General features: G+C 40.8%; 18 protein-coding genes. 14 read left to right on the top strand and 4 right to left on the bottom strand.

What is annotated here, in order from left to right; translation table 11 throughout:
• Positions 1–27: 27 nt before the first annotated feature.
• The 3 genes from DBR40_RS25800 to DBR40_RS25790 are packed head-to-tail and all read right to left on the bottom strand — an operon-like array spanning position 28 to position 5322.
• The gene (locus DBR40_RS25800) at positions 28–1377 is read right to left on the bottom strand and encodes a lysine N(6)-hydroxylase/L-ornithine N(5)-oxygenase family protein (RefSeq protein WP_124562614.1); all 1350 of its coding nucleotides are present in this window, start codon (positions 1375–1377) and stop codon (positions 28–30) included.
• Complete coding sequence (locus DBR40_RS25795; RefSeq protein WP_124562613.1) at positions 1377–3836, bottom strand: GNAT family N-acetyltransferase; 2460 nt, start codon at positions 3834–3836, stop codon at positions 1377–1379. Before DBR40_RS25795 ends, DBR40_RS25800 begins: the two co-directional genes overlap by 1 nt.
• Positions 3781–5322 (bottom strand): pyridoxal phosphate-dependent decarboxylase family protein, encoded by a 1542-nt coding sequence (locus tag DBR40_RS25790; RefSeq protein ID WP_124562612.1) that lies wholly within the window; start codon positions 5320–5322, stop codon positions 3781–3783. The genes DBR40_RS25795 and DBR40_RS25790 overlap by 56 nt, the downstream gene beginning before the upstream one ends.
• A gap of 318 nt (positions 5323–5640) precedes the next feature.
• On the opposite strand from DBR40_RS25790, the gene DBR40_RS25785 reads away from it, so the two are divergent.
• The gene (locus tag DBR40_RS25785; protein ID WP_158674142.1) at positions 5641–8067 is read left to right on the top strand and encodes a TonB-dependent receptor; all 2427 of its coding nucleotides are present in this window, start codon (positions 5641–5643) and stop codon (positions 8065–8067) included.
• A 143-nt stretch (positions 8068–8210) separates the two neighbouring features.
• Here DBR40_RS25785 and DBR40_RS25780 read toward each other — a convergent pair whose 3' ends face one another.
• Complete coding sequence (locus DBR40_RS25780) at positions 8211–9437, bottom strand: metallophosphoesterase (RefSeq protein WP_199748430.1); 1227 nt, start codon at positions 9435–9437, stop codon at positions 8211–8213.
• A 214-nt stretch (positions 9438–9651) separates the two neighbouring features.
• On the opposite strand from DBR40_RS25780, the gene DBR40_RS25775 reads away from it, so the two are divergent.
• The 13 genes from DBR40_RS25775 to DBR40_RS25715 all read left to right on the top strand — a co-directional run bounded on the left by DBR40_RS25775 (position 9652) and on the right by DBR40_RS25715 (position 26500).
• A complete protein-coding gene (locus DBR40_RS25775) occupies positions 9652–10098 on the top strand; it encodes an RrF2 family transcriptional regulator (protein ID WP_124562610.1) in 447 nt (148 codons plus the stop codon).
• Between the two features lie 489 nt (positions 10099–10587).
• A complete protein-coding gene (locus tag DBR40_RS25770; protein ID WP_124562609.1) occupies positions 10588–12678 on the top strand; it encodes a HEPN domain-containing protein in 2091 nt (696 codons plus the stop codon).
• Between the two features lie 104 nt (positions 12679–12782).
• Positions 12783–13553 carry a uroporphyrinogen-III C-methyltransferase gene (gene cobA, locus DBR40_RS25765; RefSeq protein ID WP_124562608.1) on the top strand — a complete coding sequence of 257 codons (771 nt, stop codon included), beginning with the start codon at positions 12783–12785 and terminating at the stop codon, positions 13551–13553.
• The gene (locus tag DBR40_RS25760; protein WP_124562607.1) at positions 13537–15048 is read left to right on the top strand and encodes a TSUP family transporter; all 1512 of its coding nucleotides are present in this window, start codon (positions 13537–13539) and stop codon (positions 15046–15048) included. Before cobA (DBR40_RS25765) ends, DBR40_RS25760 begins: the two co-directional genes overlap by 17 nt.
• A 2-nt stretch (positions 15049–15050) precedes the next feature.
• Entirely contained in the window at positions 15051–15752 is a 702-nt protein-coding gene (locus tag DBR40_RS25755; RefSeq protein ID WP_124562606.1) for a phosphoadenylyl-sulfate reductase, read from the top strand.
• 244 nt (positions 15753–15996) lie between these two features.
• Positions 15997–16902, top strand: coding sequence for a sulfate adenylyltransferase subunit CysD (gene cysD / locus DBR40_RS25750; protein ID WP_124562605.1), 906 nt, complete (start codon positions 15997–15999; stop codon positions 16900–16902).
• 143 nt (positions 16903–17045) lie between these two features.
• Entirely contained in the window at positions 17046–18296 is a 1251-nt protein-coding gene (locus DBR40_RS25745; protein ID WP_124562604.1) for a sulfate adenylyltransferase subunit 1, read from the top strand.
• A 239-nt stretch (positions 18297–18535) separates the two neighbouring features.
• Positions 18536–19546, top strand: coding sequence for a bestrophin family protein (locus DBR40_RS25740; RefSeq protein WP_124562603.1), 1011 nt, complete (start codon positions 18536–18538; stop codon positions 19544–19546).
• 84 nt (positions 19547–19630) lie between these two features.
• The gene (locus tag DBR40_RS25735) at positions 19631–20098 is read left to right on the top strand and encodes a hypothetical protein (protein WP_124562602.1); all 468 of its coding nucleotides are present in this window, start codon (positions 19631–19633) and stop codon (positions 20096–20098) included.
• A gap of 369 nt (positions 20099–20467) precedes the next feature.
• A complete protein-coding gene (cobA, locus tag DBR40_RS25730) occupies positions 20468–21262 on the top strand; it encodes a uroporphyrinogen-III C-methyltransferase (protein ID WP_124562601.1) in 795 nt (264 codons plus the stop codon).
• A 540-nt stretch (positions 21263–21802) separates the two neighbouring features.
• Positions 21803–23215 carry a glycogen synthase gene (locus tag DBR40_RS25725; RefSeq protein ID WP_124562600.1) on the top strand — a complete coding sequence of 471 codons (1413 nt, stop codon included), beginning with the start codon at positions 21803–21805 and terminating at the stop codon, positions 23213–23215.
• Between the two features lie 8 nt (positions 23216–23223).
• Positions 23224–24492, top strand: coding sequence for a glucose-1-phosphate adenylyltransferase (locus DBR40_RS25720; RefSeq protein WP_124562599.1), 1269 nt, complete (start codon positions 23224–23226; stop codon positions 24490–24492).
• 223 nt (positions 24493–24715) lie between these two features.
• On the top strand, positions 24716–26500 hold the full coding sequence (locus DBR40_RS25715; RefSeq protein WP_124562598.1) for a glycoside hydrolase family 15 protein: 1785 nt from the start codon (positions 24716–24718) through the stop codon (positions 26498–26500).
• Positions 26501–26618 lie beyond the last annotated feature (118 nt).

Raw genomic sequence — 26618 nt, 5'->3', positions numbered from 1 at the left:
CCGGACTTTACTTATCTCCGGTCGGGATTACAAATCCCGACCAACTATAAATTGCATTTGTTCCTCTGCAAATTCATTCTCCGGTTTTTCATCTGGGATGCTAAACTGCTGGAAGGCAATGCGTTTTTCTACCTTGTAAATTTCGAATCCCAATGCGGCATTGATAATGGAAGCATTGCGATAAGCACCCATGCCCAAATCGGGAGTTACAAAACCGTGGGTATGCAGTTCGGCATTCTGAACAAAAATTTCATCTCCGTTTACATCAATGGCATAATTGCGGTGCACCTGGAACAGTCCGTCGGCATTTCGGCCTATGCGTTCTTGAATAGGACTTAAAAACGCAGGCTCGTTATACTTATAGCCGGTAGCCAGTACCACAAAATTCGTATCTACACTAAAGTTTTTCTCGCTTTCAGTATGGTAAAAGTCGAGCTTGTAAGTACCGTTATCTTTGGCGTTTAAATTGTTCAGCTGGCAGTTGGGCATCAGTGCTGCATTTATTTGTTCGCCATCTACACTCAACTCATACAGTTTATCGAATATCTGGTTAATCAGATCGAAGTTAATGCCTTTAAATAGCGAATTTTGTTTACTTAGCAACTGCTTTCGTTTGGCATCGCTCAGGTTGTAAAAATGGTCTACATACTCTGGCGAAGTTAATTCCAGCGTTAGTTTCGAATATTCCATTGGGAAAAACCGGTCGGGACGCGTAAACCATTTTAGTTGCAGTCCGTTCTCTGTTTCCGGTAAAAGATCGTAGAAAATCTCTGCAGCACTTTGCCCCGAACCCACTACGGTTACGGTTTTTTGCTGTAAAATGCTTTGCTTAAACTGGAGGTACTCTGAAGAGTGTATCGCATTTTGGTGCAGGGCAGGCTTAACAAAGTCGGGTACTTTTGGCCCTGTTCCGGTTCCGAGTACAATTTTTTTGGTAAAAACGGTTTCAGTTGTTCCGGTGTTTAGGTTAATCCGCTCTACCTTGTAAATGCCATCTTGGTAATGTATTGCCGTAACTTTTTGCTCAAACTGGCAGTTAGGAAGGTGGCTGATGGCCCATTTGCAATAGGCATTATACTCTTTGCGCAACACAAAAAAATCTTCCCTGATGTAAAATTTATACAAACGATCGGTTTGTTTCAGGTAGTTTAAAAAACTGTACGCACTGGTTGGGTCGGCCAAAGTTACCAGATCAGCCATAAAAGGAACCTGCAGGGTAGCATCGCTCAGCATCATGCCCGGGTGCCAGTTAAATTCACTGGCCTGATCTAAAAACAAGGTAGATAAACCACTAATAGGCGCGCACAAGGCGGCAAGTCCCAAATTAAAGGGGCCAATGCCAATGCCTACGATATCATATATTTTCTGGTTCTGCATTAGGCTTCCTCCGTTTCAAATGGTGATAATTTGGCCTGAGCATAAGCTTTGGCTTCGGGGAATTTTTCCCAGTACCAGTCGCGGTAGCAAAAGGTAAGGTTGGCCATTTTGTATGGCATCTGGATTACTTTTTCAAGCTTAAAGCCGAGTCGGGTTACAAAAATGTGCATGGCGCGACTTTCAACAGCAGCTTCGCCGATGCATTTGCCTACCTCTTTCTGCTCAAAAATGAAATCCATTAAAGCCTGGCCGGTTTCAAAACTGTACTTTTTGTCTTTTTCGGTTGGGGCAATGAGCAGGTGCGCACCATAATCAGTAGTTAATGCCTCGTAACAAGCGCCTACGCCATCGCGCATAGGCCAGTAAGGTTCTATGGTGAAGGTGGGTTCGCCGTTTATCTCGCCAATAAAACTGTGCGAGGCATCGTTAGGCAGTAATGTGCGGTAAAAAAGCTCTAACCCTTTAATCGGGCCATCCATTTTCCAGATGGGTTTGGCATGTTCCTGGTTAAACCAGTCGTGCACCATTTCCAGATCACGGTCTATATCAAAAGGACGGATGTTAATCGTCACATCTTCTTTCGGGAAATATCGGCTGTATAGCACCTCTTTGCTTTGTGGTTTAATCAGGTTTTCAGCAAACAGATATTTTGAGAGGGGATTCGGGAATTCGCGGTAAATGGCCGGATTATCAATCGGTGCGCTGGCTTCGTCGATATTGCAGAGGTTGGTAAGCAGGTTGCCTTTAACTTCCCAGCTGCGGCGGTTAATAATATAATCTACCAAACCCGTAGTATCGCTGTTTTCAAATTGTTTAAACTCTAAATAAACCAGGTCGATTAAAGTCTTTTCGTCAGCCAGGTTATTGCTGGCCAGCGCATTTACTACGCCTAAAATATTGTTAATGAGTAAATAATAAGTCAGTTTCGGAATGATATACGCATTCGGTACAATAGAACCGCTTTCTGCTGCAATTTCGGGATATGCCTGTTGCAGGGCTTCAGCTTTGCTATCGCTAAAGAAATAGCCCTGGTTGTCTCTGAAGTACAATTTGGCCGGATAAAAATCCTTATCCAGCTCTACCATTACGTTTTGCTGGTGAAATTCGAAAGCCATTCCGTAATTGTTGTACAGGCCAACAATAGGCGTTACGCACAGGTGCAGGTATTGTTTAAACCAGTTTACTGCGGTATGAGCAAGGCTCTTGTTTTTACTGATCGATGCCTCTTCAATCACATGTACCAATCTTGGTTTTTGGCCCAGCAAGCCATCCTGACATAAGGCAGCAAGCAGGGTTACGTTTTTCTCTGCTTCTTCGCCCTTAAACGGATTGTGCCTGATACTGATATTAAAGCCATCGATGTTTTGCCCCTGATAATTTACCGTAATAAAAGCCGGATCGGTAATGAATTCAATTTCAGGGAATTCGGCTTTTGCCGCTTTGCCCAAAGTGGTTTTTAAAAGTTTACTTACATCGTAACCACGGTGCAGTTCTCTAACCAGGTTAACGCGTTGCGAATTGGTGATTTTAACATGGAGCGAAAATTTAAGCATCCAATCGCTCGCTGCATTGTACACGGTTCTAACCGATGAGGTTGGGGTATAGGCATCGCCAAATTGCCCGAGGTAAACCAGCAATTTTTCCGCTCGCATGGCTTGTACAGCAGGTTGGTCAAGCAGGTAATCCGCTTCCCAGGGATGCATGGGCACCACTTTGTGGTTAGGGTACCGATCAAGTATTGTTATTGTTTCTGTATTTGTCGTCTCTAAAAGTTCAATCCTGAACAAATCAGTAATATCGAAACCTTCGGCATTTTTTTCATTGATATTGGCTGCCGCAATTAAGAAATAACTAAGCTGGAAACTGCCTTTTGTTTCGGGAGAATATTTTAAAAGCTCGTCAGTACTGTTAAAACCCGACCGGCCCTTGGGTAGGGGATGGGCATTATGACCTAAAAACAGCGATTGTTCTGCCGATATAAAGTTCATTTTAGCAAAGTTTACCGGTTTGCCATTTTGCTGGAAGAACGAAAGAAATTGCTGAAGGTTTTCTACACTATTGGCTAAACGTTGTTTTACCTGGTCGGCAGCTGTATCCGGAAACTCAGCTGTGCTGAACTGCACCGCTAATTCCATGAAGCGATAAATATCAATGGCAGTAATTGTATTTGTTTCAATACCGCGTGCTACAACCGGGAAATTAAAAACATGCCGGCCGCTATCTGCATAAAACTTTAATGGGGCATATACCTCGTAACCAATGCTGCTAAAATCAAACCTGATATGCAAACGGTCTGATGTAGTAGACAGGTAGTTAGCCAGTGGTGCGTCGTATTTCGGGATACCTGCATAACGGGTCCAGTTGGTAAATTCGCGGCAATAACTGTTAAGGAGCGCATTAAAGTTAGTTTCTTCTGAAATCTGCTGAAGCTTGATTAAGTCTAACGTATTCGTTTCCATGTTTTTTAATGATTTTAATGATGTTTTCAATATCGCTGATGGTAGTAAGCGGGTTTAGTAGGGTAAATTTGAGGTAGAATTGCTGGTTAATCTTAGTGCCGGCCACCAGGGCTTTACCTTGATTAAACATCGTTTTTTTTATGTATTGGTTCATGGCGCATACATCCAGTTGCACGTTTTTAGGGCGGTATCTGAATACCAATGCACTGATATCCGATTCGTTCATAAGTTCAATATCATGATCGGCCTGCAATAAGCTGGCTATTTCAGCTGCGGTTTCAATAATGGTATCAAAATAGCCGCCCAATTTATCGCGACCCATCATGCGGAGTGTGAACCACAGTTTTAAAGCGTCGAAGCGTCGGGTAGTTTGTATCGATTTATTTACCTGGTTGGGCAGGCCATCGTCATCATGATCTTTAGGGTTTAAGTAATCGGCATGGTGCGTAATCAGGTTGAAAAAGTGCTTGTCACGCACCAGAAAACCGCTGCTGCTTACAGGCTGAAAGAAAGATTTATGGTAATCAACCGTAACCGAATGCGCCAGTTCGATACCGTTTAGCAGGTTACGGTATTTATCGGTAAGCAATAAGCCACAGCCATAAGCCGCATCAATGTGGAACCAGGTATTGTATTTTTGGCTAATGGTGCCCAGTTGCTGCAGCGGATCTAGATTACCAAAATCGGTGGTGCCCGCTGTACCTACAATGGCAATTGGTATATTTCCCTGTGCAAGTTCTCTTTTTATAGCGTCTTCAAGCAAAACCGTATTCATCCTGAAACTGCGATCGGTTTTAATCTTGATGACTGCTTTTTCACCCAGACCTAACAGCGAGGCATTTTTCTGAATACTGAAATGTGCTTTTTCAGAAACAAAAATCCTGAAGCGCGAAGCCTCGGCAGGCAGGCCATTTACTTTAATGTTGTGGTTCAGGGCGGTAATGGCGTAATGATCTCTGGCCAGTAAAAGCCCCATTAAATTACTCTGCGTACCGCCGCTGGTAAAAATGCCGTCGGCTTTTTTGCCATAACCAATCTGATCGCAGGTCCACTCAATTAATTTTTGCTCAATTAAAGTGCCCCCAGAGCTTTGATCCCAGGTATCGATAGAGGAGTTGATGGCCGAAATCATCACTTCTGCGGCAACAGCCGGGATAACAATGGGACAGTTTAAGTGCGCAATGTAGGTAGGGTGATGAAAAGCAATAGCGTGGTTGGTGTAAAGCTGTTCAACTTCTTTCAGTAAAGCGTCGTAATTGTCGTGCGTTTTTTCAAATTCGATGGCATCGAATAAGGGTTTCAGTTTGACTGGCGATACACCGCTAAAGGGCTGCTGGTTGTGGTTCAGGAATTTTTTTACCGCCTGGGTAACTTTGCCAACCGCATGCAGGTACTCTGCTTCGTTTTCGTGGTGAAAGATTTCCTTAGCCGGGCTCTCCGTAAGGAAATCGATGAGGTCCTGTTTTTCTAGGTCTGATGTAAACATTAGTTTTTCAATTTTTCAAAATTTAAGTTCAAAAGGCAATACAATACCAGGCAAAATGCCGATAGTTTTTTACTGATTAATTGGTTAGTTGAGTACTTAAAATAAGCGTAATGTGTAGACTATAATCTCGACTGCTAAGGTATATTTTTATTTAGATTGATTAAAAATAATATTTAAAATAGTTTTAAACTATTGTTAATGAATTGTTTATATCTATGTTTTGTTACTTTTTTGAAGGTGTTCTCGGAAATATTTGCTTCTTATTATTTGGATTTAATCCAAATAAATGATTGCTTTACGAAAAAAATAAATCATTTAATGAAAAATCTATACTTAATTGCAATCCTTATCTGTGGGTTTATAATTACAGGTAAAGCTCAAACCATTACCGGCAAGGTAATAGGTGAAACTGCACCACTAAGTGGTGCTAATATTAAAGTGCAGGGCAAAAAATCTGCGGTTACTACTGGTGCAGATGGTAGTTTCGAACTTGCACTAAGCGAAGGTTCACATCAGCTACAGGTAAGTTATGTAGGCTATGTTACCGTATTTCAAAAAGTAAATTTAGCTAAAGGGCAAAATGTCAATTTAATCATCAACTTAAGCCCTACGGCCAACATGCAGGAGGTAGTAGTGGTATCGGCGCGTAAACCAACCAAAATAAGTGAGATACCAGGTACCGTTTGGGTGGTTGATGGCGCAAAAGTGCAAGAGCAGGTTAAAGCAGGCGTGCCCTTTAAACAGGCGTTAGCCCAATTGATTCCGAGTTTAGATGCCGGACCCGAAGGCCGTACCAATTACGGTCAAAACCAGCGTGGCAGAGATGCATTGGTTATGATCGATGGTGTATCGCTCAACAGCACGCGTGGGGTAAGCCGTCAGTTCGAATCTATCGATCCGTTTAATATCGAAAGAATTGAGGTACTATCAGGCGCGAGTGCCGTTTACGGTGGCGGTGCAACCGGAGGTATTATCAACATCATTACCAAAAAAGGACAGGATAGTCAGCCAGGTTTTACTACGCAGGTTGGTGTACGCAGTGGTTTGAAAGAAAAAAGCGATCACGATGTTCGTGTTGCACAAGCTATTTCGGGTGGCAGTAAAGATTGGAATGGCCGGATTGGTATTGCTTTCCAGAAAAACAATGCAGCTTATGGAGCCAATGGGAAGCGGATTTTCACCGATATTACCCAAACTGATTTGCAGTACAACGAGTCTTTCGATTTTTTTGGAAGCACAGAATTTAAATTGACAGATTATCAAAAGTTAACGGTAAATGCGCAGTATTACAATTCGGGCTATCGTGGTGATAAAGACTTGTTTTTAGGTACTAACTACGCCGGCTTATTGTCAAATGCATCGCTTTTGGAGATGAGAAATGGTTATTCATCAGATGTTGATCCTAAAACAAGCCGCGCCAATATCAATGCTAACTATCAGGCCAGCGATATTTTGGGCGGACAAACCCTTTACGTGCAGGCTGCAGCCAGAAATGAGCAGTTTAGCTTTCACCCATTTCCGGGAACAGCGGCCTTACCAGGTGTGCTTTACAGTGGCTCATCAATCCAGAATACCAATTACAGTGCTTTAAAACTGGTGTTGAATAAAGACTGGAATAAATTAAACCTAACCTATGGTATTGATGCCGATAACGAGAATTTTAATGCACAGCAAGCGCTTTTCGATAGGGTAAAAGCGGCAACATCCGGCGGTTTAACCAATACCACGGTTGCTACTATTGCGCGTTATCCTAATTTTAGGGTAAATGGCTTATCGGGCTTTTTGCAGGCACAATTTAAGCTGGCCGATTTCTTAACCCTATCTGGTGGTGTTCGTCAGCAACGCATGTTTGTTAAGGTTGGTGATTTTGTAGGCACAGCAGCTGCTGTACCTTTGGCTTATGGTGTAGGCCGTAACGCTACTGCTATTGCGGGTGGAAGCAATCACTATGATGTTAATTTGCTTAATGGTGGTTTGGTATTTAAAATCAATGCGCCTCAACAGGCCTGGTTTAACTATTCGCAAGGATTTAACCTGGCCGATCCGGCAAAATATTATGGTCAGGGAACTTATACGCTGGCAGGCACCAACTGGAATTTAGGTAACTCTATCAATGTAGGTAGTTCTCCTTTAACGGGTATTAAAACCGATCAGTACGAGGCTGGTTACCGTTACCGCACTGGTGTATTTAATGCGCAAGTGGCTGCTTTTTATGCTTTATCAGATAAAAATGTAAAAACCAACAGCACTTTCAATATCGAAGTGTATGATGAGCATGTAAGAAACCTTGGACTTGAAGGCTCGCTATCGCTTAACCTGAAAAATGGCTTCGAGGCTGGTGTAAATGGTTTGTATATCAAAACCCAAAAACAAAATGCCGATGGTACCTGGGCATTGCAGGATGTAACGGTGGCAAGTCCGTCTAAACTGGCTGGTTATATAGGTTATAACGGAAAAGTATTTGGCTTAAAAGCACAGGTTTTCCACTCATTCGATTCGAAAGGAATTTCTACTAATCTAAAAGAATACGAATTAAAAGGATATACCACGGTTGATTTATTGGGCTCAGTAAAAATATTTACCGGAAGCTTATCAATCGGTGTTCAAAACCTGTTGAACAAGAATTACCAAACAGTTTGGAGTCAGCGTTCATCAATTTTGTATGCTGCCTTGGCTAAACCCGAAACTTTTTATTATGCCGGCCGTGGCCGTACGTACAATGTAACATATACGCTTAATTATTAGGTTCAATAGATTGCTTTGTGATCCGTCATTCCCAACTTGATTGGGAATCGTAATGCCTTAGCAAGGTTTTTTTAGTTGCATTAAGATTCCCGCCTGCGCGGGAATGACGACCCTCTAAACACTAAATGCACCATGTTGGGCATTTAGTGTTTATTTCGCTTCAATTCAATCACCGTTACCTCGGGCCAGATTCCAATCCGACCAGAAAAGCCAAGGAAACCAAAGCCACGGTTTACGTTTAAATACCTACCGTTCTCGGTTTTAATGCCTGCCCAGTGTTTGTAGCGGTATTTCACCGGACTCCATTTAATACCAAAAGCCTCGATGCCAAACTGCATGCCATGCGTATGACCAGCCAGCGACAATTGTATTTTTGAAGGATAATTTTTTACCTGCGCATCCCAATGCGAAGGATCGTGAGAGAGCAGAATTTTGAAATCATTGGCAGTGGTATTGGCCAAAGCTTTATTTAAATCGCCCCGTTCGCCAAAACCAATTCCCCAGTTTTCTATCCCGGCCAGGATAATTTTTTCGCCATTCTTATGCAGTTCTACGTGCTCGTCCAGCAATAACTTAAAGCCGAGCTCTTTATGGTAAGCTTTTAACTGATCGAGGTTTTTGATCTTCTCCGCTTCGCTTGGCCATTTTACATAATCGCCATAATCATGATTACCCAAAACCGAAAACTGTCCGAAAGGTGCCTTTATTTGCGAGAAATGACCAATGTAAGGCACAATCTCTGAGGAAATATTGTTGACCAAATCACCCGTAAACACAAACAAATCGCTTTTTTGTGCATTAATTAAATCAATGCCCTTTTGTACTGCTTTGGGGTTAGTAAAACTGCCGGCGTGCACATCCGAAATTTGGGTTAAGGTAAAACCATCGAAAGCTGCTGGCAGATCGTCGAAATACAAAGTATGTTTAATTACCCTGTAGGCATATTTCCCCTGGGTAATGCCGTAGGCAAATAATCCAATGGTTAAGCAAAACATTACAAAAGCAAAATCGACCCAATAATTGCTACGCGCTAAAAGGTGGAAACCGCCACCATTAAAGCTACCCGTAATTCCGAACAGGAAACGGTAAATATCGCCTAGCAGCAAGAAGATCGCAAAAACTACTTCCGCAGTAAAAATGATCAGGAAAGTATGGCTTACGATTTGAAAAAAGCGGTTTATGCCCTGAATACGCATTTGCTGGATGGCATAAAACAAAGCAAAGGTTAAGCCGACAATAAAAACCCAGAAGATAGGACTAAGCCAGGTAGATTGATTTAAAGTGCCCAAACCTGATAAAACGTATGCATTTAAGACAAAAAACATAAATGCTACAATAAGGAGCGGGATGAGGTTGAGTTTTCTTTTCATTACAAATTGATAAGAGGCATAAAGATAAATGTAGGGCTTAAACGCAGATAAATTGCCTGCAGTTTGCAAGTTGGATTATTTTTACGCTTCTTTGATTAAAATGTATCTAAAAGGAGTGAGGCTCTGATTTAAATAATATGCTACAGCTAGAAAACATAATAGCCTGAATAGCGTATTTTAATAATTTACTTTCTTTTATTAGCTTTGTGCGAATATGCTGTCGAAAAAAACAAAATACGCCATAAAGGCACTTGTTGCTCTTGGTAAAAATTTAGATAAACCACCAATGCAGATCTCAAAAATTGCAGAGGAAGAGCATATCCCAAAAAAATTCCTGGAGCAAATTTTACTTGATTTACGTAATGCAGGCTTTTTATACAGTAAAAAGGGAGCCGGAGGCGGTTACAGCCTGAATAAAAAGCCCGAAGAAATTCTTTTGGTGCATATTATGCGGGTTACTGATGGTCCCATTGCCATGGTACCTTGTGCCAGCTTAAACTTCTATCACAAATGCGATGAATGCGAGGATGAAAAGACTTGCGGAATCAGAAGTGCATTTATTGATGTGAGAGACGCCACATTGAAGGTTTTAAGTGAAACCAGTATCGCCGATGTAATTAATCGTGAGGACACGCTAAAGCTGGCTATCGAAAAATTGTAAGAGATTATTTTAATCATAATGATCTAAAGGTTGGTGTCTTCACCAACCTTTTTTTATTGCTTGTTTCGGTCGGTGTGGACACCAACCGATAGGATAAAGGAGCCAGGTTATTTCTTAGTATCTAATGGTTGGTGTCCTCACCAACCAGCTTAGCCTCCGGCTATCTTCAAAAATAAATTACGGACAGCAACATTTTTTAGCAAACGATTGCACAGCCTATTAAAGGCGAAAAACCAACAGAAAACTGTCGTTAAGGGTTTACAGATTAACACCGTACCGTAATTTTTTTCATAAAAAATTACGACTATTCCTATATACTTTATATATTTGACGGATGAACCTAAATTTTATACCTAATAGAGCCGCTATCCGGATGATGTGCTGTTGTTGTAAAACACGGTAACAGGAGCCTATAGATAATTTAAGTATAAAATATTGGATGCTTCTCGGTAAAAGGGAAGCATTTTTTGAATAAAGCTAACAACACATATGCAAACTTTCAGAACAGAACTCGAAAACAATATTGTCGAGCAGGACATTATCGATTTAGAGAATAAGATTAAAGCCTTTCGGGATGGTACAATCCACGACGAAAAGTTTAGGAGCCTGCGTTTAGCACGCGGTGTTTACGGACAAAGACAGCCGGGAGTGCAAATGATCCGGATTAAGCTGCCTTTTGGAAAGGTTACTTTTAAGCAGTTATTGCGCATTGCCGATATTGCCGATGAGTATGGAAGTGGCAATTTACACTTAACCACCCGTCAGGATATCCAGTTGCACTATGTAAGTTTAGACCGGACACCAGAACTTTGGGCTAAATTAGAGCAAGATGATATTACCCTGCGTGAGGCTTGTGGTAACACGGTGCGTAATGTAACGGCATCGCCAAATTCGGGCATCGATAAAGATGAGCCGTTTGATGTTTCACCATACGCGCACGCTGTTTTTAAATACTTTTTGCGTAACCCAATCTGTCAGGAAATGGGTCGTAAAATTAAAATTTCATTCTCTTCGAGTGATAAGGATACTGCATTTAGCTACATTCATGATTTAGGTTTTATTCCGAAAATTAACGAAAAGGGCGAACGTGGATTTAAAGTTTTATTTGCTGGTGGTTTAGGTGCACAACCTTTCTTAGCCAGTGCCGTTCACGAATTTTTGCACGAAGATCAGATCATTCCTTTTACAGAGTCTGTGCTTCGCGTTTTCGACCGTTATGGCGAACGTACCAATAGAAATAAAGCGCGTTTAAAATACCTGGTTCAAAAATTAGGTTTAGACGAAGTTTTACGCCTGGTTGCCGAAGAGCGCATTGCCAATAAAGTAAAAAGCTTTAAAATAGATTTAAATACAATCGCCGAACCCATTTTGCCAGCAGAGCAAGATTACCCGGCGGTAGAAATTTTAAACGAAACCCACTACAAACACTGGTCGGCTACCAACGTGGTAGAGCAGAAACAGGCTGGTTTTTATTCGGTGTATGTAAAAGTACAGGTAGGTGATATTAAAACAGATAAAGCAAGGGTCTTTGTTGATGCCATCAGGCCGTATGTTGCCGATGAAATCAGGCTTACACAAAACCAGGGTTTGTTATTAAAATATGTACGCAAAGAAGCTTTACCTGCTTTATATGCGGAGTTAAATAAAATTGGTTTTACCACTGCCGGTTTCGATAGTGTTGCCGATATTACCACTTGCCCGGGAACAGATACCTGTAATTTAGGTATTGCCAACTCTATGACATTGGCCGAGGTGTTGGAAGATGTGATTTATACCGATTTCCCTGAATTGATTTATGAAAAAAACATCAAAATCAAAATCAGTGGCTGTATGAACTCTTGTGGTCAGCATGGTTTAGCCGAGATTGGTTTTCACGGCAGTTCGGTAAAAGCCGAAGGAAAAGTGGTTCCGGCGGTTCAGGTAATGCTTGGTGGTGGTACTGTAGGCGATGGCGTTGGTCGTGTGGCAGAACGTGTAATCAAAGTTCCATCAAAAAGAGCAACCAGTGTTTTGCATTTCATTTTAAATGATTTTAAAGCCAATAACCTGGCTGATGAGAATTTTCACCAGTATTACGATAGAAAAGGTAAAGACCATTTTTATCAGTTATTAAAACCACTGGCCGATTTAACTAATCTGCAAACTGAAGAATTTGTAGATTGGGGACACGTAGAGCCTTTTGTTACCGCAATCGGTGTGGGTGAATGTGCTGGTGTAGTGATTGATTTGGTTGCTACTTTATTGTTGGAAGCCGACGAAAAATTTGACTGGGCAAAGCAAAACTTAGAGAAAGGTGCTTATGCTGATGCGATTTACCATACCTACAGTACGTTTGTAAGTGCAGCAAAATCTTTGTTGCTGGATAAAGGTGTAAACAGCAGTACCCAGGTTGGCGTGATTCGCGAGTTCGATAACCATTATGTGGAAACTGGCGAATTTAATCTGGCCACTAACTTTTCTGATTTGGTTCTTCAGATTAATAAAAATGAACCAAGTGCTGAATTTGCCCAAAAATATTTTGAACAAGCCAATCAGTTTTTAAATCAGATTAAAGAAAAAAGAGGAGTATTGGTGAAATGAGATTGAAGACAATTGATATGAGATTTGAGAACTGCATACGCTAAACGCCATGCGCCAAACAACTCTTCATTCAGTTATTCAAAATTCAATAATTAAAAAGAAACATGGTTAATCAAAATAAAGAATCAAAAATAACCCTTCTAGGCGCAGGTCCGGGCGACCCTGACTTGTTAACTTTAAAAGGGGTAAAGGCTTTACAGGCTGCAGATGTAGTATTGTATGATGCATTAACCAACGAAGCTTTATTGGAACATGCACCGGCAGAAGCCATTAAAGTATATGTGGGTAAACGTTCAGGAGAGCATTCTTATCCTCAGGATACCATCAATAAATTAATGATCGATTACGCTTTAAACTATGGGCATGTAGTGCGGTTAAAAGGTGGCGATCCATTTGTGTTCGGCAGGGGTTACGAAGAGTTAGATTACGCCGCATCATACAGCATTCCGGTGAGTGTTATTCCAGGTATTTCGAGTTCAATCGGCGTACCGGGTTTGCAGCAAATTCCGGTTACACACCGTGGCCTGAGCGAAAGTTTTTGGGTAATTACAGGAACAACCACATCTGGTGAAGTATCGGCCGATATTTATCAGGCGGCAACATCAAATGCTACTGTAGTAGTTTTAATGGGACTTAAAAAACTTTCTAAAATTGTAGAGATTTTTAAAGCTGCAGGAAAACATAATTTACCAACAGCAGTAGTGCAGAATGGTTCGGCAGAAGACGAAAAATTAGTGGTTGGTGTGGTAGAAACTATAGAAAGTTTAGTGCAACACGAAAATATTAAGGCTCCGGCATTGTTAATATTTGGAGAAGTTGTATCATTACATCCGTCATTTAAAAACATCATTAAACAATATGCAAGTATTGCCTAACCAACCAAATAATGCAGAATCTTTTTCTGAACAGGAAAAAGGTAACCAGCTGTTTCCGGTTTTTGTGAAGCTGAATAAGCTGCGTACATTATTAATTGGTGCAGGTAATATTGGCCTCGAAAAATTAACGGCGATTGTTAACAACAGTCACCAAGCTAACATTACCATTGTAGCCGAAGTAATTTCTCCAGAGGTTTATACCTTAATTGCGAACTATCCTTTGGTTAAGGTTAAACAAAAGAGTTTTGATGTTTCTGATTTACAGGGTATTGATATTGTTTTTGCCGCAACAAACAATAACATTTTAAACGAAGAGATCAGAAAAGTAACCAACGAAAAAGGCTTACTGATCAATGTGGCCGATAAACCCGAGCTTTGCGATTTCTATTTAGGATCTATCGTTCAAAGGGGTGATCTAAAAATAGCGATTTCTACCAACGGAAAATCGCCAACCATAGCCAAACGCTTAAAACAAATTTTGAACGAAGGTTTACCGGCCGAGCTGGATGAAACTTTGCAGAATATGAGCGCTTTGCGCCAGACTTTAAACGGCGATTTCTCGGCAAAGGTTAAAAAGCTGAATAAGGTTACCCAAAGTTTAATTGACCCTAAAAAGAGTTTTGCCGAGCGCAATATCAAGTGGTTAATCTGGGTGGCTTCGGTATTATTAATCGGTGCCATAGGTTTTTCACTGTGGAATACCGAGCCAGAGTTTCAAACTTTCCTGATTAATATCGACCCCTTGTTTTACTGGTTTTTAGGTGCCGGATTTTTATTCGCCCTGATTGACGGTGCAATTGGCATGTCGTACGGGGTTACTACAGCCTCTTTCTCACTGGCAATGGGTTTACCTCCGGCCTCAGCTAGTATGGCGATCCACATTTCGGAAGTAATGAGTAACGGAATTGCTGGCTGGATGCATTACCGTATGGGCAATGTAAACTGGAAACTGTTTAAAATATTAATTCTCCCAGCTATAGTTGGGGCAGTGCTGGGCGCCTATATCTTATCGTCGCTGGAGCACTACAGTGCTTATGTTAAGCCAATTGTGGCGGTGTACACCTTGTTTTTGGGTGGCATTATTTTAATGAAAGCTTTCAACATCAAAAGAAAGAAAGCCGATCAGAAGATTAAAAAAATTGGTCTTTTAGGTTTTGTTGGTGGTTTTATCGATGCTGCTTTCGGTGGTGGTTGGGGCTCAATTGTATTGTCGAGTTTAATTGCCGGTGGCAGACATCCATTATTTTCTTTAGGAACAGTAAAAATTAGTCGTTTTTTTATTGCCACTCTTAGTTCGCTAACCTTTTTTACCATGTTAGGTGGCAAACACTGGGAAGCCGTTTTAGGCTTGATTATCGGTAGTGCAATAGCATCGCCAATTGCTGCAAAAGTATCCAACAAAATTTCGGCGAAAACCATTATGGTTGCCGTTGGTATTATTGTGATGCTGGTAAGCTTGCGCAGTGTAATTATGTTTATTTTAAAATTAATTTAGTGATGGAACGTGTAGAAGAGATAAAAGAAGCACTAAAAGGCTTAGATACCATTGAAAAATTAAGGTTTTTAGCCGATCGCTATGCCGGTCGCATTATATTTTCAACCAGTTTTGGATGGGAAGACCAGGCAATTACACACCTTATTTTTAGCAATAATATTCCAATTAAGGTTTTTACTTTAGAAACCGGGCGGTTATTTCCTGAAACCTATTACGTTTGGAACCGTACCCTTGAAATTTACAATAAACCGATTTACGCCTACTATCCGCAAAATGAGCTCTTGCAGGATATGGTGAACAGTAAAGGCCCAAGCAGTTTTTACGAATCGGTCGAAAACAGAAAAGAGTGCTGCTATATCCGTAAAATAGAACCTTTAAAAAGAGCATTAAAAGGTAACGAAATCTGGATCACAGGTATCAGGGCCGATCAAAGTACAAACCGTGAGGATATGCACGATGTAGAATGGGATGAAGGTAACCAGCTGGTTAAATTTCATCCGATTTTCGATTGGACATTAGACGATGTGAAGGCATATATTAAAGAAAACAACATTGTTTACAACACCCTGCACGATAAAGGATTCCCGAGCATAGGTTGCGCCCCATGTACAAGAGCAGTACAACCCGGCGAAGATTTTAGGGCCGGAAGATGGTGGTGGGAAGACCAGAGTAAAAAAGAATGTGGCTTGCATGCAGCATCCTGAGCCAAAAAAACATTCCTATCGGGGCGTCATTGCGAGGCAGGGAAAGAGCGAGCCGTGACAATCTTATAGAAGGATAAAATAAATTACTATTGCAGAAAGCCGAAACAGATTGCTTCGGCGGTTGAAAAACCTTCTCGCAATGACGTAAATAGAACAACAACAGCAAATATATTAGTTGAAAAAGGAGCGGCGCTGAAAAGCAACCTTCCAATATTTCAACAATCAATCATTTCAACATTTTATAATGAGTACATATAATTTTGATTACTTAGATGAACTAGAGGCAGAGGCCATTCACATTTTACGTGAGGTTGCGGGGCAGTTTGAAAAGCCGGCTTTGCTGTTTTCGGGTGGAAAAGATTCGATTACCTTAGTGCGTTTAGCAGAAAAAGCTTTCCGTCCCGGTAAATTTCCTTTTCCACTGGTACACATCGATACCGGGCATAATTTTGAAGAAACCATTACCTACCGTGATGAAATGGTAGAAAGAATTGGCGAAAGGCTGATTATTGGTTCAGTTCAGGAGTCTATTGATCAAGGTAAAGTAGTAGAACAAACCGGTAAAAACGCGAGCAGAAATGCTTTGCAAACCGTAACCTTGTTAGATACCATTGCAAAACACCAGTTCGATGCCTGTATTGGCGGTGCGCGCAGAGACGAAGAAAAAGCACGCGCAAAAGAGCGTATTTTCTCTGTACGTGATGAATTTGGCCAGTGGGATCCTAAACGCCAGCGCCCCGAGCTTTGGAACATTTATAACGGTAAAATCCACAAAGGTGAAAACATCCGTGTATTCCCAATCAGCAACTGGACCGAGCTGGATGTTTGGAACTACATCCGCCGCGAAAAAATTGAATTGCCAAGCATCTACTTCTCACACGAACGCGATGTGATTACCCGCAACGGACAGTTAATGGCCGCATCTCCGTTTTTAAATATGGATGATGAAGATATCGTATTCCGCAAGCAAGTGCGTTTCCGTACAGTTGGCGATATGTCGTGTACAGCTGCAGTTGAGTCGGAAGCAACTTTGATTGATGATATTATTGAAGAAATCAGCGCTTCTAAAATTTCAGAGCGTGGTGCCCGTTTAGACGATAAAGTTTCGGAAGCAGCAATGGAAGACAGGAAAAAAGGAGGATATTTTTAAAGAGCATCAAGATTAAACAGTATCAAGTGTTCAAGATTAAAGTATCAAGACATTATAATCTATATTGATATTTGATCTTACTACTCATTACTTGATACATTGTTAACAAACTTGACAACTCTATCTTAAATACGACAATAAACATGAACATATTAAAATTCTTTACAGCAGGCAGTGTAGATGATGGTAAAAGTACCTTAATCGGCCGTTTGTTATACGATACAGATTCTATTTTAGCCGATCAATTGGAAGCCTTACAAAGCTCGAACCGTAAAAATGACGACGGAACAATTGACCTGGCTATTTTAACTGATGGATTAAGGGCAGAACGCGAACAGGGCATTACCATTGATGTGGCCTACAAATACTTTCAAACCGAAAAGCGTAAATTTATTATAGCCGATACGCCGGGTCACATCCAGTATACCCGCAATATGGTTACCGGAGCATCAACCGCAAATCTGGCCATTATTTTAATCGATGCCCGCAACAGTGTAGTTGAACAAACTATCCGTCACTCGTATATTGTTTCACTACTGGGTATTAAGCACGTTGTGGTTTGTATCAATAAAATGGATATGGTTGATTACAGCGAAACGGTTTATGCTTCCATCATCGAAAAGTATAAAGTACTTGCGCAGCAACTTAAATTAGACGATGTAACGTACATCCCGGTTAGTGCCCTAAAAGGCGATAACGTGGTGCAACGTTCAGAAAATATGCAGTGGTACGAAGGCGAAAGCTTGCTTCATTTCTTAGAGCAGGTAGATACCGATCATCTAGACCGTTCGCAACTGGCGCGTATGCCGGTACAGTGGGTTGTACGCCCGCAAACCGACGAGTTGCACGATTACCGCGGTTACGCAGGCCGTGTATTGAGCGGAACTTTTAGCCTGAACGATAAAGTAAATGTATTGCCTTCAGGTGCTGGCTCTACCATCGAGAAAATTGAATTTTTTGATGAAGCACTGGATGAAGCCCATGCAGGTCAGTCGGTGATTATCCATTTAAAAGATGATGTGGATATTAGCCGTGGCGATACCATTGTAAATGCTTCTGCCTTACCGCAAGAATCGAAACTGATTGAAGCCGATTTGTGCTGGATGGATGCACGTGCATTGGATACGTCTATCATGTATAACATTCAGCATAACAGTAAGGTTACGAAATGTAAAATCAGCGAAATTCTGCATAAGGTAGATATCAACACACTCGAAAAACATGCAGCTGATGAATTTAAACTGAACGATATAGGTCGGGTGATTATTAAAACAGCAGATGCGTTGGCTTTTGATCTTTACGATGATAACCGCGCTAATGGCTCAGCTATTTTGGTTGATAGCCGTACCAATTTAACAGTTGGAGCCTTAATGTTCAGGGCAGCAGTTGAATAAAATAAACGTAAGGGGAGATGTGAGGTGGAAGAATTTTGTAAATATCCAGCAAAACCACAACCAAATATAAGATGAAGACGCTAGGCCGAAAGGTATAGTGTGAAAGCAATTTCAGCGGGGCATCGGTTACGATAGCCCCGTTTTTCGTAGTGTGCCGGCTATTTTATCATAATTTAGTGCCTGCGTAGATAATTTTTATATCTTAGTTTAACTCACTATCTCTTATAACCGCTTAACTTATGCATGCAGGAAAAAAATATACTTTTCTGGAATTTATTATCTGGACCAGGCGCGATATTTATCGCTTAACCATTCTGGCCATTATTCCTACCGTACTTTATCATTATTGCGCTTTTACGTTTCTTTCCATTTCCTGGGTACCTGTAGCGCTTTTGGGCACCGCAGTTTCATTTATCATTAGTTTTAAAAATAATGCCAGTTATGCCCGCCTTTGGGAAGCCCGGCAAATTTATGGTGCAATAATCAATTCGAGCAGGGCATTTGGCGTAATGGTTCGTGATTATCTGGCAGTTCATGATAAAAAAACAGATGTGGAAATCATTTTTTACCGCCACTTTGCCTGGCTAACCGCATTACGTTTTCAGTTAAGGGAGCCCAGGGCATGGGAAAACTCAAACGATCCGCGCAATATCGAATATGCCCGGCTTTACCGTGTTTCAGAAAAAGCAGATCGCCTGGAAGATAGCCTTGCGCAATACCTTTCTGCTGATGAGTTAAAATATATTTTGACCAAGAAGAACAAGGCTACCCAATTAATGGCACTGCAATCGGCCCATATTAATAAACTTGTGGTCAGCGGAGTTTTAACCGAACTGCAACTGCAATCTTTACAAAATACCATTACCAGCTTTTACGATAACCAGGGTAAGGCCGAAAGGATTAAAAATTTTCCTTATCCACGCCATTTTTCATCTATAGCCACCATTATGCTAAATTTATTTGTGTTTTTAGTTCCATATGGATTGCTAAACGAGTTTAATAAGTTAGGCAACGGTACTTTAATTGAAGGATATTCCATCTGGTTAAATATTCCCTTCGCTATTTTGTTAACCTGGGTTTTTAATTCGCTTGATATTGTTGGCGAAAGCTCAACCAACCCTTTCGAAGGAAGTGCGAACGATGTGCCCATTACCAATATTTCCAGGACGATAGAAATTGACATGCGGGATATGCTCGATGAAACCGATCTGCCGCCGTCACTTACGCCAGAGCATTTTATACTGATGTAATGGTTTTTCTGTTATGGAAATGCCAGAATGTTTTCATCATATTGGTATATTAGTATAATCAATTAAAATGCTAAAACTCTTGATATGAAAAGAATCATCATTTACCTCGTTATAGCGGCTCTTCCGTTTGCCTATGCCTGTAACCAAAATAAAACCAGTACAAATTCGAAAACAACAACCGACTCTGTAATTAAACAAGATTGTTATAAAGCAGGCTTTGAAAAAGATACTGCTTATATGAATGTAGAAATACATGCATCGGGCAAAGCTACAGGGAAGTTGTTAATTAGATATAATGATAAACCCAGCAATATGGGCGCTATATCGGGTAAATTTAATGGCGACACTTTGCTCGTAGATTATCGGTTTAAAACCGGAAAGGATACGGTTAGTGTATATACAAACCCACTGGCTTTTTTAAAAAAGGATGGTAAACTGATAATGGGGGTAGGGCAGATTGAAACCACACTAGGCAGGTCTTATTTTGTAAAAGGAAAACCGATTAATTACGAAGCCGGAAAATTTATCTTTGAAGAAGCAAGTTGTAAATAAGTAATAACCTATTGCATGCCATAATTATTTTTGCCACGGATGCGCAGAAAACATGGAAACATTTTTCTTTTTTATCACCCTGTTTCTAACGTAAGGTCAGATGGTAAAATCTGACCTTATACCAATCATAGCTTCGATGGCTGTTCGATAATAATATCTGACAGCACTATTCAGGTAGCCACTTCATAGATTGTCCTCCTGAGCGGAGTCCAAGGATTTTTAATAGTATTGTTTTTCATTGCATTAGCGATGCTTTATTAAGTTTGGCATGATAAATTAAAAATATTTTAAAATAAATTACTACAATTCCTATAGACTTTATATATTTGTAATAATTAATAACTGTTAACCCGCATAAAATTTGGTGTTATGATTTTAAATAAAGTAGAAAAAGCGAACATTGAACCACGAATTACTTTAATAGGTGCAGGTCCTGGCGACCCGGATTTATTTAGTTTAAAAGGTGTAAAAGCATTAAAAACAGCCGATGTTGTTTTGTACGATGCAAATGTGAATGAAGCTTTACTATGTTATGCGCCAGATGGTATTCCGAAAGTTTATGTGGGTAAACGCAGCGATGATGAAGATTTCTCGCAAGAGGCTGTTAATAAACTGATTGTTGATTACGCTTTAAACTATGGTCATGTGGTGCGTTTAAAAAGCGGCGATCCGTTTTTCTTTGCCAAAGGTTACGAAGAAATCGATGCGGCAGAATCTTATAGCATCCCAACCGAAATTATTCCTGGTATTTCGAGTGCTACAGGTGCACCAAGTTTACAAAAGATCCCGATGATTTATAAAGATCTGAGCGAGAGCTTTTGGGCGGTAACCGGAACCAATTCGAGAGGCGAAATTTCTGAAGATTTATACATTGCTGCTAAAACCAAAGCTACCATCGTAGTTTTAAACGGAATTGAGAAGGTAAAAGAAATCGCAGCTATATTTCAGGCCGAAAATAAAAACCTTTTACCGGTGGCTGTAATCCAGAACGGATCTACCCCACAAGAGAAAATTGCAGTAGGTATAGTTGATACCATTGCCGAAATTGTTGAAGATAAAAAAATAACTGCGCCTGCCTTATTGGTTTTTGGTGATGTGGTTTCCTTGCACCCACAGTTTCAACCCATCCGCGATTTCTACGAAATTATGGCGGAAGAGTACTAAGATATTTTTGAACCAAAAATATATTTGTTTTGTTGTTAAAAACCGCGTGGGCGAGCCAGGCGGTTTTTTTGTTTATGTATGCCTTAGCGTACATCTGCACAATCAGCGGGAAACTATTTGAAAATTGTCCGGCAGATTTAAGGAGATCATCGCAGATTAAATTCATGTATCGACTCTGCTTGTTGATTTGACTAGACTCGATCTCAGCGTACATCTGCGTAATCAGTTGAAACTATTTAGAAATTGCCCCACAGATTTAAAAAGATCACCTCAGATTAAACACCTGTTTCCCAATTTTTTCAATAGCTAAATTTGCTTGCTAAGCCTGGTTTGAAAGCTTCATTTTTTCGTTAGAAAGTCTCCGTGTATAATTGCGTAATCAGCAGAAAAATACCTAAAGCATTGCCGTTCAGCGTCAAAATCAATCCCCTGATCAGAAAATACCTGACCGCTAAATATTCAACTAAAAATATAATTTCCATTATTTGCAATGCTCAAAACAATTAGTAACTTACTTAGGTTATCTACACCAAATATTTGATGGAAATTATACATATAAGCGCCGAGTGTTACCCTATTGCAAAAGTTGGTGGTTTAGCCGATGTAGTAGGGGCCTTACCCAAGTATCAAAATAAATTAGGCCACATTGCCAAGGTGGTTGTTCCTGCGTACGACACTAAATTCATCCGCGAAAGCGAATTTGAGGTAACATACGATGCCTGGTCTAACTACGGCAATCATCATTTTCAGTACCGCATCTTAAAAGAAAAAACGAATAAACTGGGTTTCGATGTTTATGTAATCCACATCAAAGGCCTTACCGACAGACCGAATGTATACGGTTATGGCGATGATACCGAGCGTTTTGTTGCTTTTCAGATTGCTACCTTAGATTGGATAGCACAATGGGAACATCGGCCAGATGTAATCCATTGCCACGATCACCATACCGGTTTAATTCCTTTTATGGCATCGAACTGCTTAAAATACGAAAGTATTAAACATGTACCTACAGTTTTAACCATTCATAACGCACAATACCAGGGACAGTTTGGTTGGGATAAATTATATTACCTGCCAGCATTCGATTTGTGGAAAGGTGGCTTGTTGGGCTGGGAAGATGCCATTAACCCTTTGGCTTCGGCCATAAAATGTGCCTGGCGGGTAACTACGGTTTCGCCAAGTTACCTCGAAGAAATGATGAACAATGCCCGTGGCCTCGAAAGTTTGTTGAGGCAGGAGCGCTGGAAATCGGTAGGGATTTTAAACGGTATTGATAGTGAGGTTTGGAACCCGGAAACAGACCCCATGCTGGGCAAAGGTTACAACATAAAAACAGTAGAAGCCGGTAAACTGGCAAACAAAACCGCCCTGTGCAATGTTTTTCAGTTAGATGCCGCTAAACCCCTCTTTACTTTTATTGGCCGACTGGTTGATGAAAAAGGAGCCGATTTACTGCCTGATATATTTTACACTGCTTTGCAGCAGCATGGCGATAACATTAATATATTGGTTTTAGGATCGGGCGACAGTTGGGTAGAAGGCCGGCTAAATCAGTTAAAAGATATTTTTCCTGGTAAGTATAATGCTTATATTGGCTATAACGAGCAGGTTTCGCACGAAATATATGCCAGTGCCGATTTTCTGATCATGCCTTCGCGCGTTGAGCCTTGTGGTTTAAACCAGTTGTATGCATTAAGATATGGCACAGTGCCCATGGTGCGCCGCATAGGCGGGTTAAAAGATACCGTAATTGATATTGGCGATGGAGGTTTCGGTATTTGTCACGACCAGACCAGCATATGGGATGTTACCCATGCCATTAACAGGGCCGTAGAGCTGTATAACGATAAAAAAGCTTTTAAAGCAGTGCGTAAAACAATGATGAAGTTAGACCATTCGTGGGATAATGCCGCATTAAATTATATAGAATTGTACCAAATATTAAATTAAGCTTAAACATGACTGACAAAGTTTTAGGCGTTATCCTTGGCGGTGGCCAGGGCTCTAGATTATCGCCACTTACACAAACACGTTCTAAACCGGCAGTTCCAATTGCAGGGAAGTATCGGTTGGTAGACATTCCGATTTCTAACTGCCTTAACTCAGGCATCCACCGTATGTTTGTGCTTACACAGTTTAATTCGGCATCGTTAAATAAGCACATTAAAAACACTTATCACTTTAGTCATTTCAGTAAGGCTTTTGTCGATATTCTGGCAGCAGAGCAAACGGTACAAAATGCAGGTTGGTTTCAGGGTACTGCCGATGCTGTACGTCAGTGTATGCACCACATTGTTTCACACGAGTTCGATTATATTTTAATCCTTTCTGGCGATCAGTTATACCAGATGGATTTTAAAGATATGATTGAGAAGCACATTGAAGCCAATGCCGAAATTACCATTGCCACCATCCCGGTTACGGCCAAAGATGCTACCGATTTTGGTATTTTGAAAACCGATGAAGAAAATATGATCACTTCTTTTATCGAAAAACCAAAAACCGGACTGGATGAATGGATTTCTGACACAGGTGAAGAGATGCAAGGCGAAGGCCGTAATTTTCTGGCCTCGATGGGGATTTATGTTTTCAACCGCGAATACCTGATCAATATCTTAAACGAAAACGAAGAAGAAAAAGATTTTGGTAAAGAAATTTTGCCGCGTGCCATTACCCAAAGCAGGGTTTTGAGTTATCAGTACGAAGGTTATTGGACTGATATTGGTAACATTTCGTCGTTTTTTGAAGCCAATTTAGGATTGACCGACGAAATTCCTAAATTTAATATGTTCGATAGTAACCATGCTATTTTTACCAGGGCACGGATGTTGCCACCTTCTAAAATTTCGGGTACCACTTTAGATAAAACCATTATTGCCGAAGGCTGTATTGTACAGGCCAGTAAAGTAGAACATGCTGTTTTGGGTATCAGATCGAGAATTGGAAAAGATACCATAATTACCAACTCCTACATTATGGGTAGCGACAGGTATCAAACTTTCGAAGAAATACAGGAGGAAACGAGCAAAGGAAATTCGTTAATTGGTATTGGCGACAGGTGTTACATTAACAATGCCATTATCGATAAAAACTGCCGCATTGGTAACGATGTAAAAATTAATGGCGGTGAACATTTAGAAGATGGCGATTTTGAACTCTATGCCGTTAAAGATGGTATAGTGGTAATTAAAAAAGGAGTGGTTTTGCCTAGCGGAACCGTAATTTAGTAATCATTAATCATTAACTATAGGCCAGCCCGGATTTATCCAGGCTGGCTTTTTTATTTTAAGAATTTATTCCTCTTTGTTTTTTAGAAGTAGATGAGTAGTATTTCTGCTTGCTGTTTCATTCCTTACTGCACGCTTGATAGCTGCTGAAACAGCTTTTTTATATTCCTGCCAACATTTTTGGTATAGGCTTGTTAATTTATAAACACATAAAAAACAGCTTATGCCCGAACAGCATTTATATCAAACCGGAATAATAGGAAATTGCGCTTTTTTAGCCCACGTAAATAAAAACACCGATATATCATGGCTTTGCTGGCCACGTTTTGATAGTTCTTTCGTTTTCGGAAGTTTATTGGATAATGAAAAAGGAGGGGAGTTCTCCATTCGGCCGCAAGGCGAATTTTCATCTAACCAGTACTATGTCGAAAATACCAATGTATTGCGTACCGAAATTACAGCCGAAGATGGTGCATACCGGGTTACCGATTTTGCCCCGCGCTTTCACCTATACGAAAGGTATTTTAAGCCTTTAATGTTGATCCGCAAAATAGAACCCTTAAGCGGAAATCCAAGGATAACAATCAAATGTAAACCAGTTTGCAATTATGGTAAAAATGCGATGACGGTGAGTCGCGGGAGCAACCACATAGATTATTCAGGTTGCGATGAAAATATCCGTTTAAGTACGAATGTTTCATTAACTTATATTCTTGATGAGAAAGCATTTGTGCTTAACGAGGCCAAATATCTGGTAATGACTTACGGACAGGACCTGGAAGCACCAATTGTAAGTACCGCAGAAAATTTCCTGCGCGAAACGGTTGCTTACTGGCGATTGTGGATTAAACACTCTTCCATAGCTGGCTTTTACCAGCCTTTCGTTATCCGTTCAGCCCTGGTGCTTAAAATCCATCAGTACGAAGATACCGGAGCAATAATTGCCGCCAGTACAACCAGTTTGCCCGAATCGCCGGGGAGCACCCGTAACTGGGATTACCGCTATTGCTGGCTGCGCGATTCGCACTATGTCCTTACCTCACTCAACCACATCGGTCACTTCGAAGAAATGGAGAAGTACTTTAATTACCTTTCCGATATTTCGCATGCAGAAGATACACGTTACCAACCACTGTATGGCATTGCCGGCGAAAGGAAAATTACCGAAAGGACATTAGATCATCTGGAAGGTTATAAAGGCGAGCAACCCATCAGAATTGGAAATCAGGCTTACGAACACATTCAGAACGATATTTATGGTCAGGTTTTAATTTCAATGCTGCCGTTGTATACCGATCACCGCTTTGTATTTTCCGAACGGAGCGACTCGGTAAAATGGATAGAAAGTGTTTTATCTAAAATTGAAAGTACCATTGATGAAAAGGACGCAGGGATTTGGGAATTCAGGAACATTGCCAATGTGCATTGCTACAGTAACCTGTTTCAATGGGCAGGGGCGCAGGCAGCCCTAAAAATGGCCAAAACCATTGGCAACAAGAATTTCGAATACCGGGCACAAATTTTAATTGATAAAGCTGCAGCACATATCGAAGCTTGCTACGATCCGGAAAGGAAGGTGTACACCAATGCCGTGGGCAGCACACATTTGGATGCCAGTACACTGCAACTGATTATGATGAATTACCTCGACCCTGCATCTGATAAAGCCAAAGATCATTTAAAAGCATTGGAAGCAGAGCTTAAAACCGAAGATGGTTTATTTTATCGTTATCTGCATGCCGATGATTTTGGAAAACCTAAAACTACTTTCTTAATCTGCGCATTTTGGTATGTAGAGGCGCTGGCCTGCGTTGGCCGAACGGACGAAGCCATTAAAGAATTTGAAAATATCATTAAATACTGTAATCATTTATTGCTTTTTAGCGAAGATGTAGATGCCAAAACTGGTAGCCAATGGGGTAATTTTCCTCAGGCTTATAGTCATGTGGGGTTAATGAACGCCGCCTACCGCATTGCAATTAAGCTGGATAGGCCGATATTTTTATAATAATGTGGATTATAAATCCACAGTTACGAGGTCGGGATTACAAATTAGGAGTGTTCGAAACCTTACGGCCCTCTAAAGACCAGATCTGGATTACCCCGACAAGCGATAACTATCTGAA

The organism is Pedobacter sp. KBW01, assembly GCF_003852395.1.
Lineage (GTDB): Bacteria > Bacteroidota > Bacteroidia > Sphingobacteriales > Sphingobacteriaceae > Pedobacter.
This window is presented reverse-complemented; position numbering and strand designations above follow the sequence as displayed.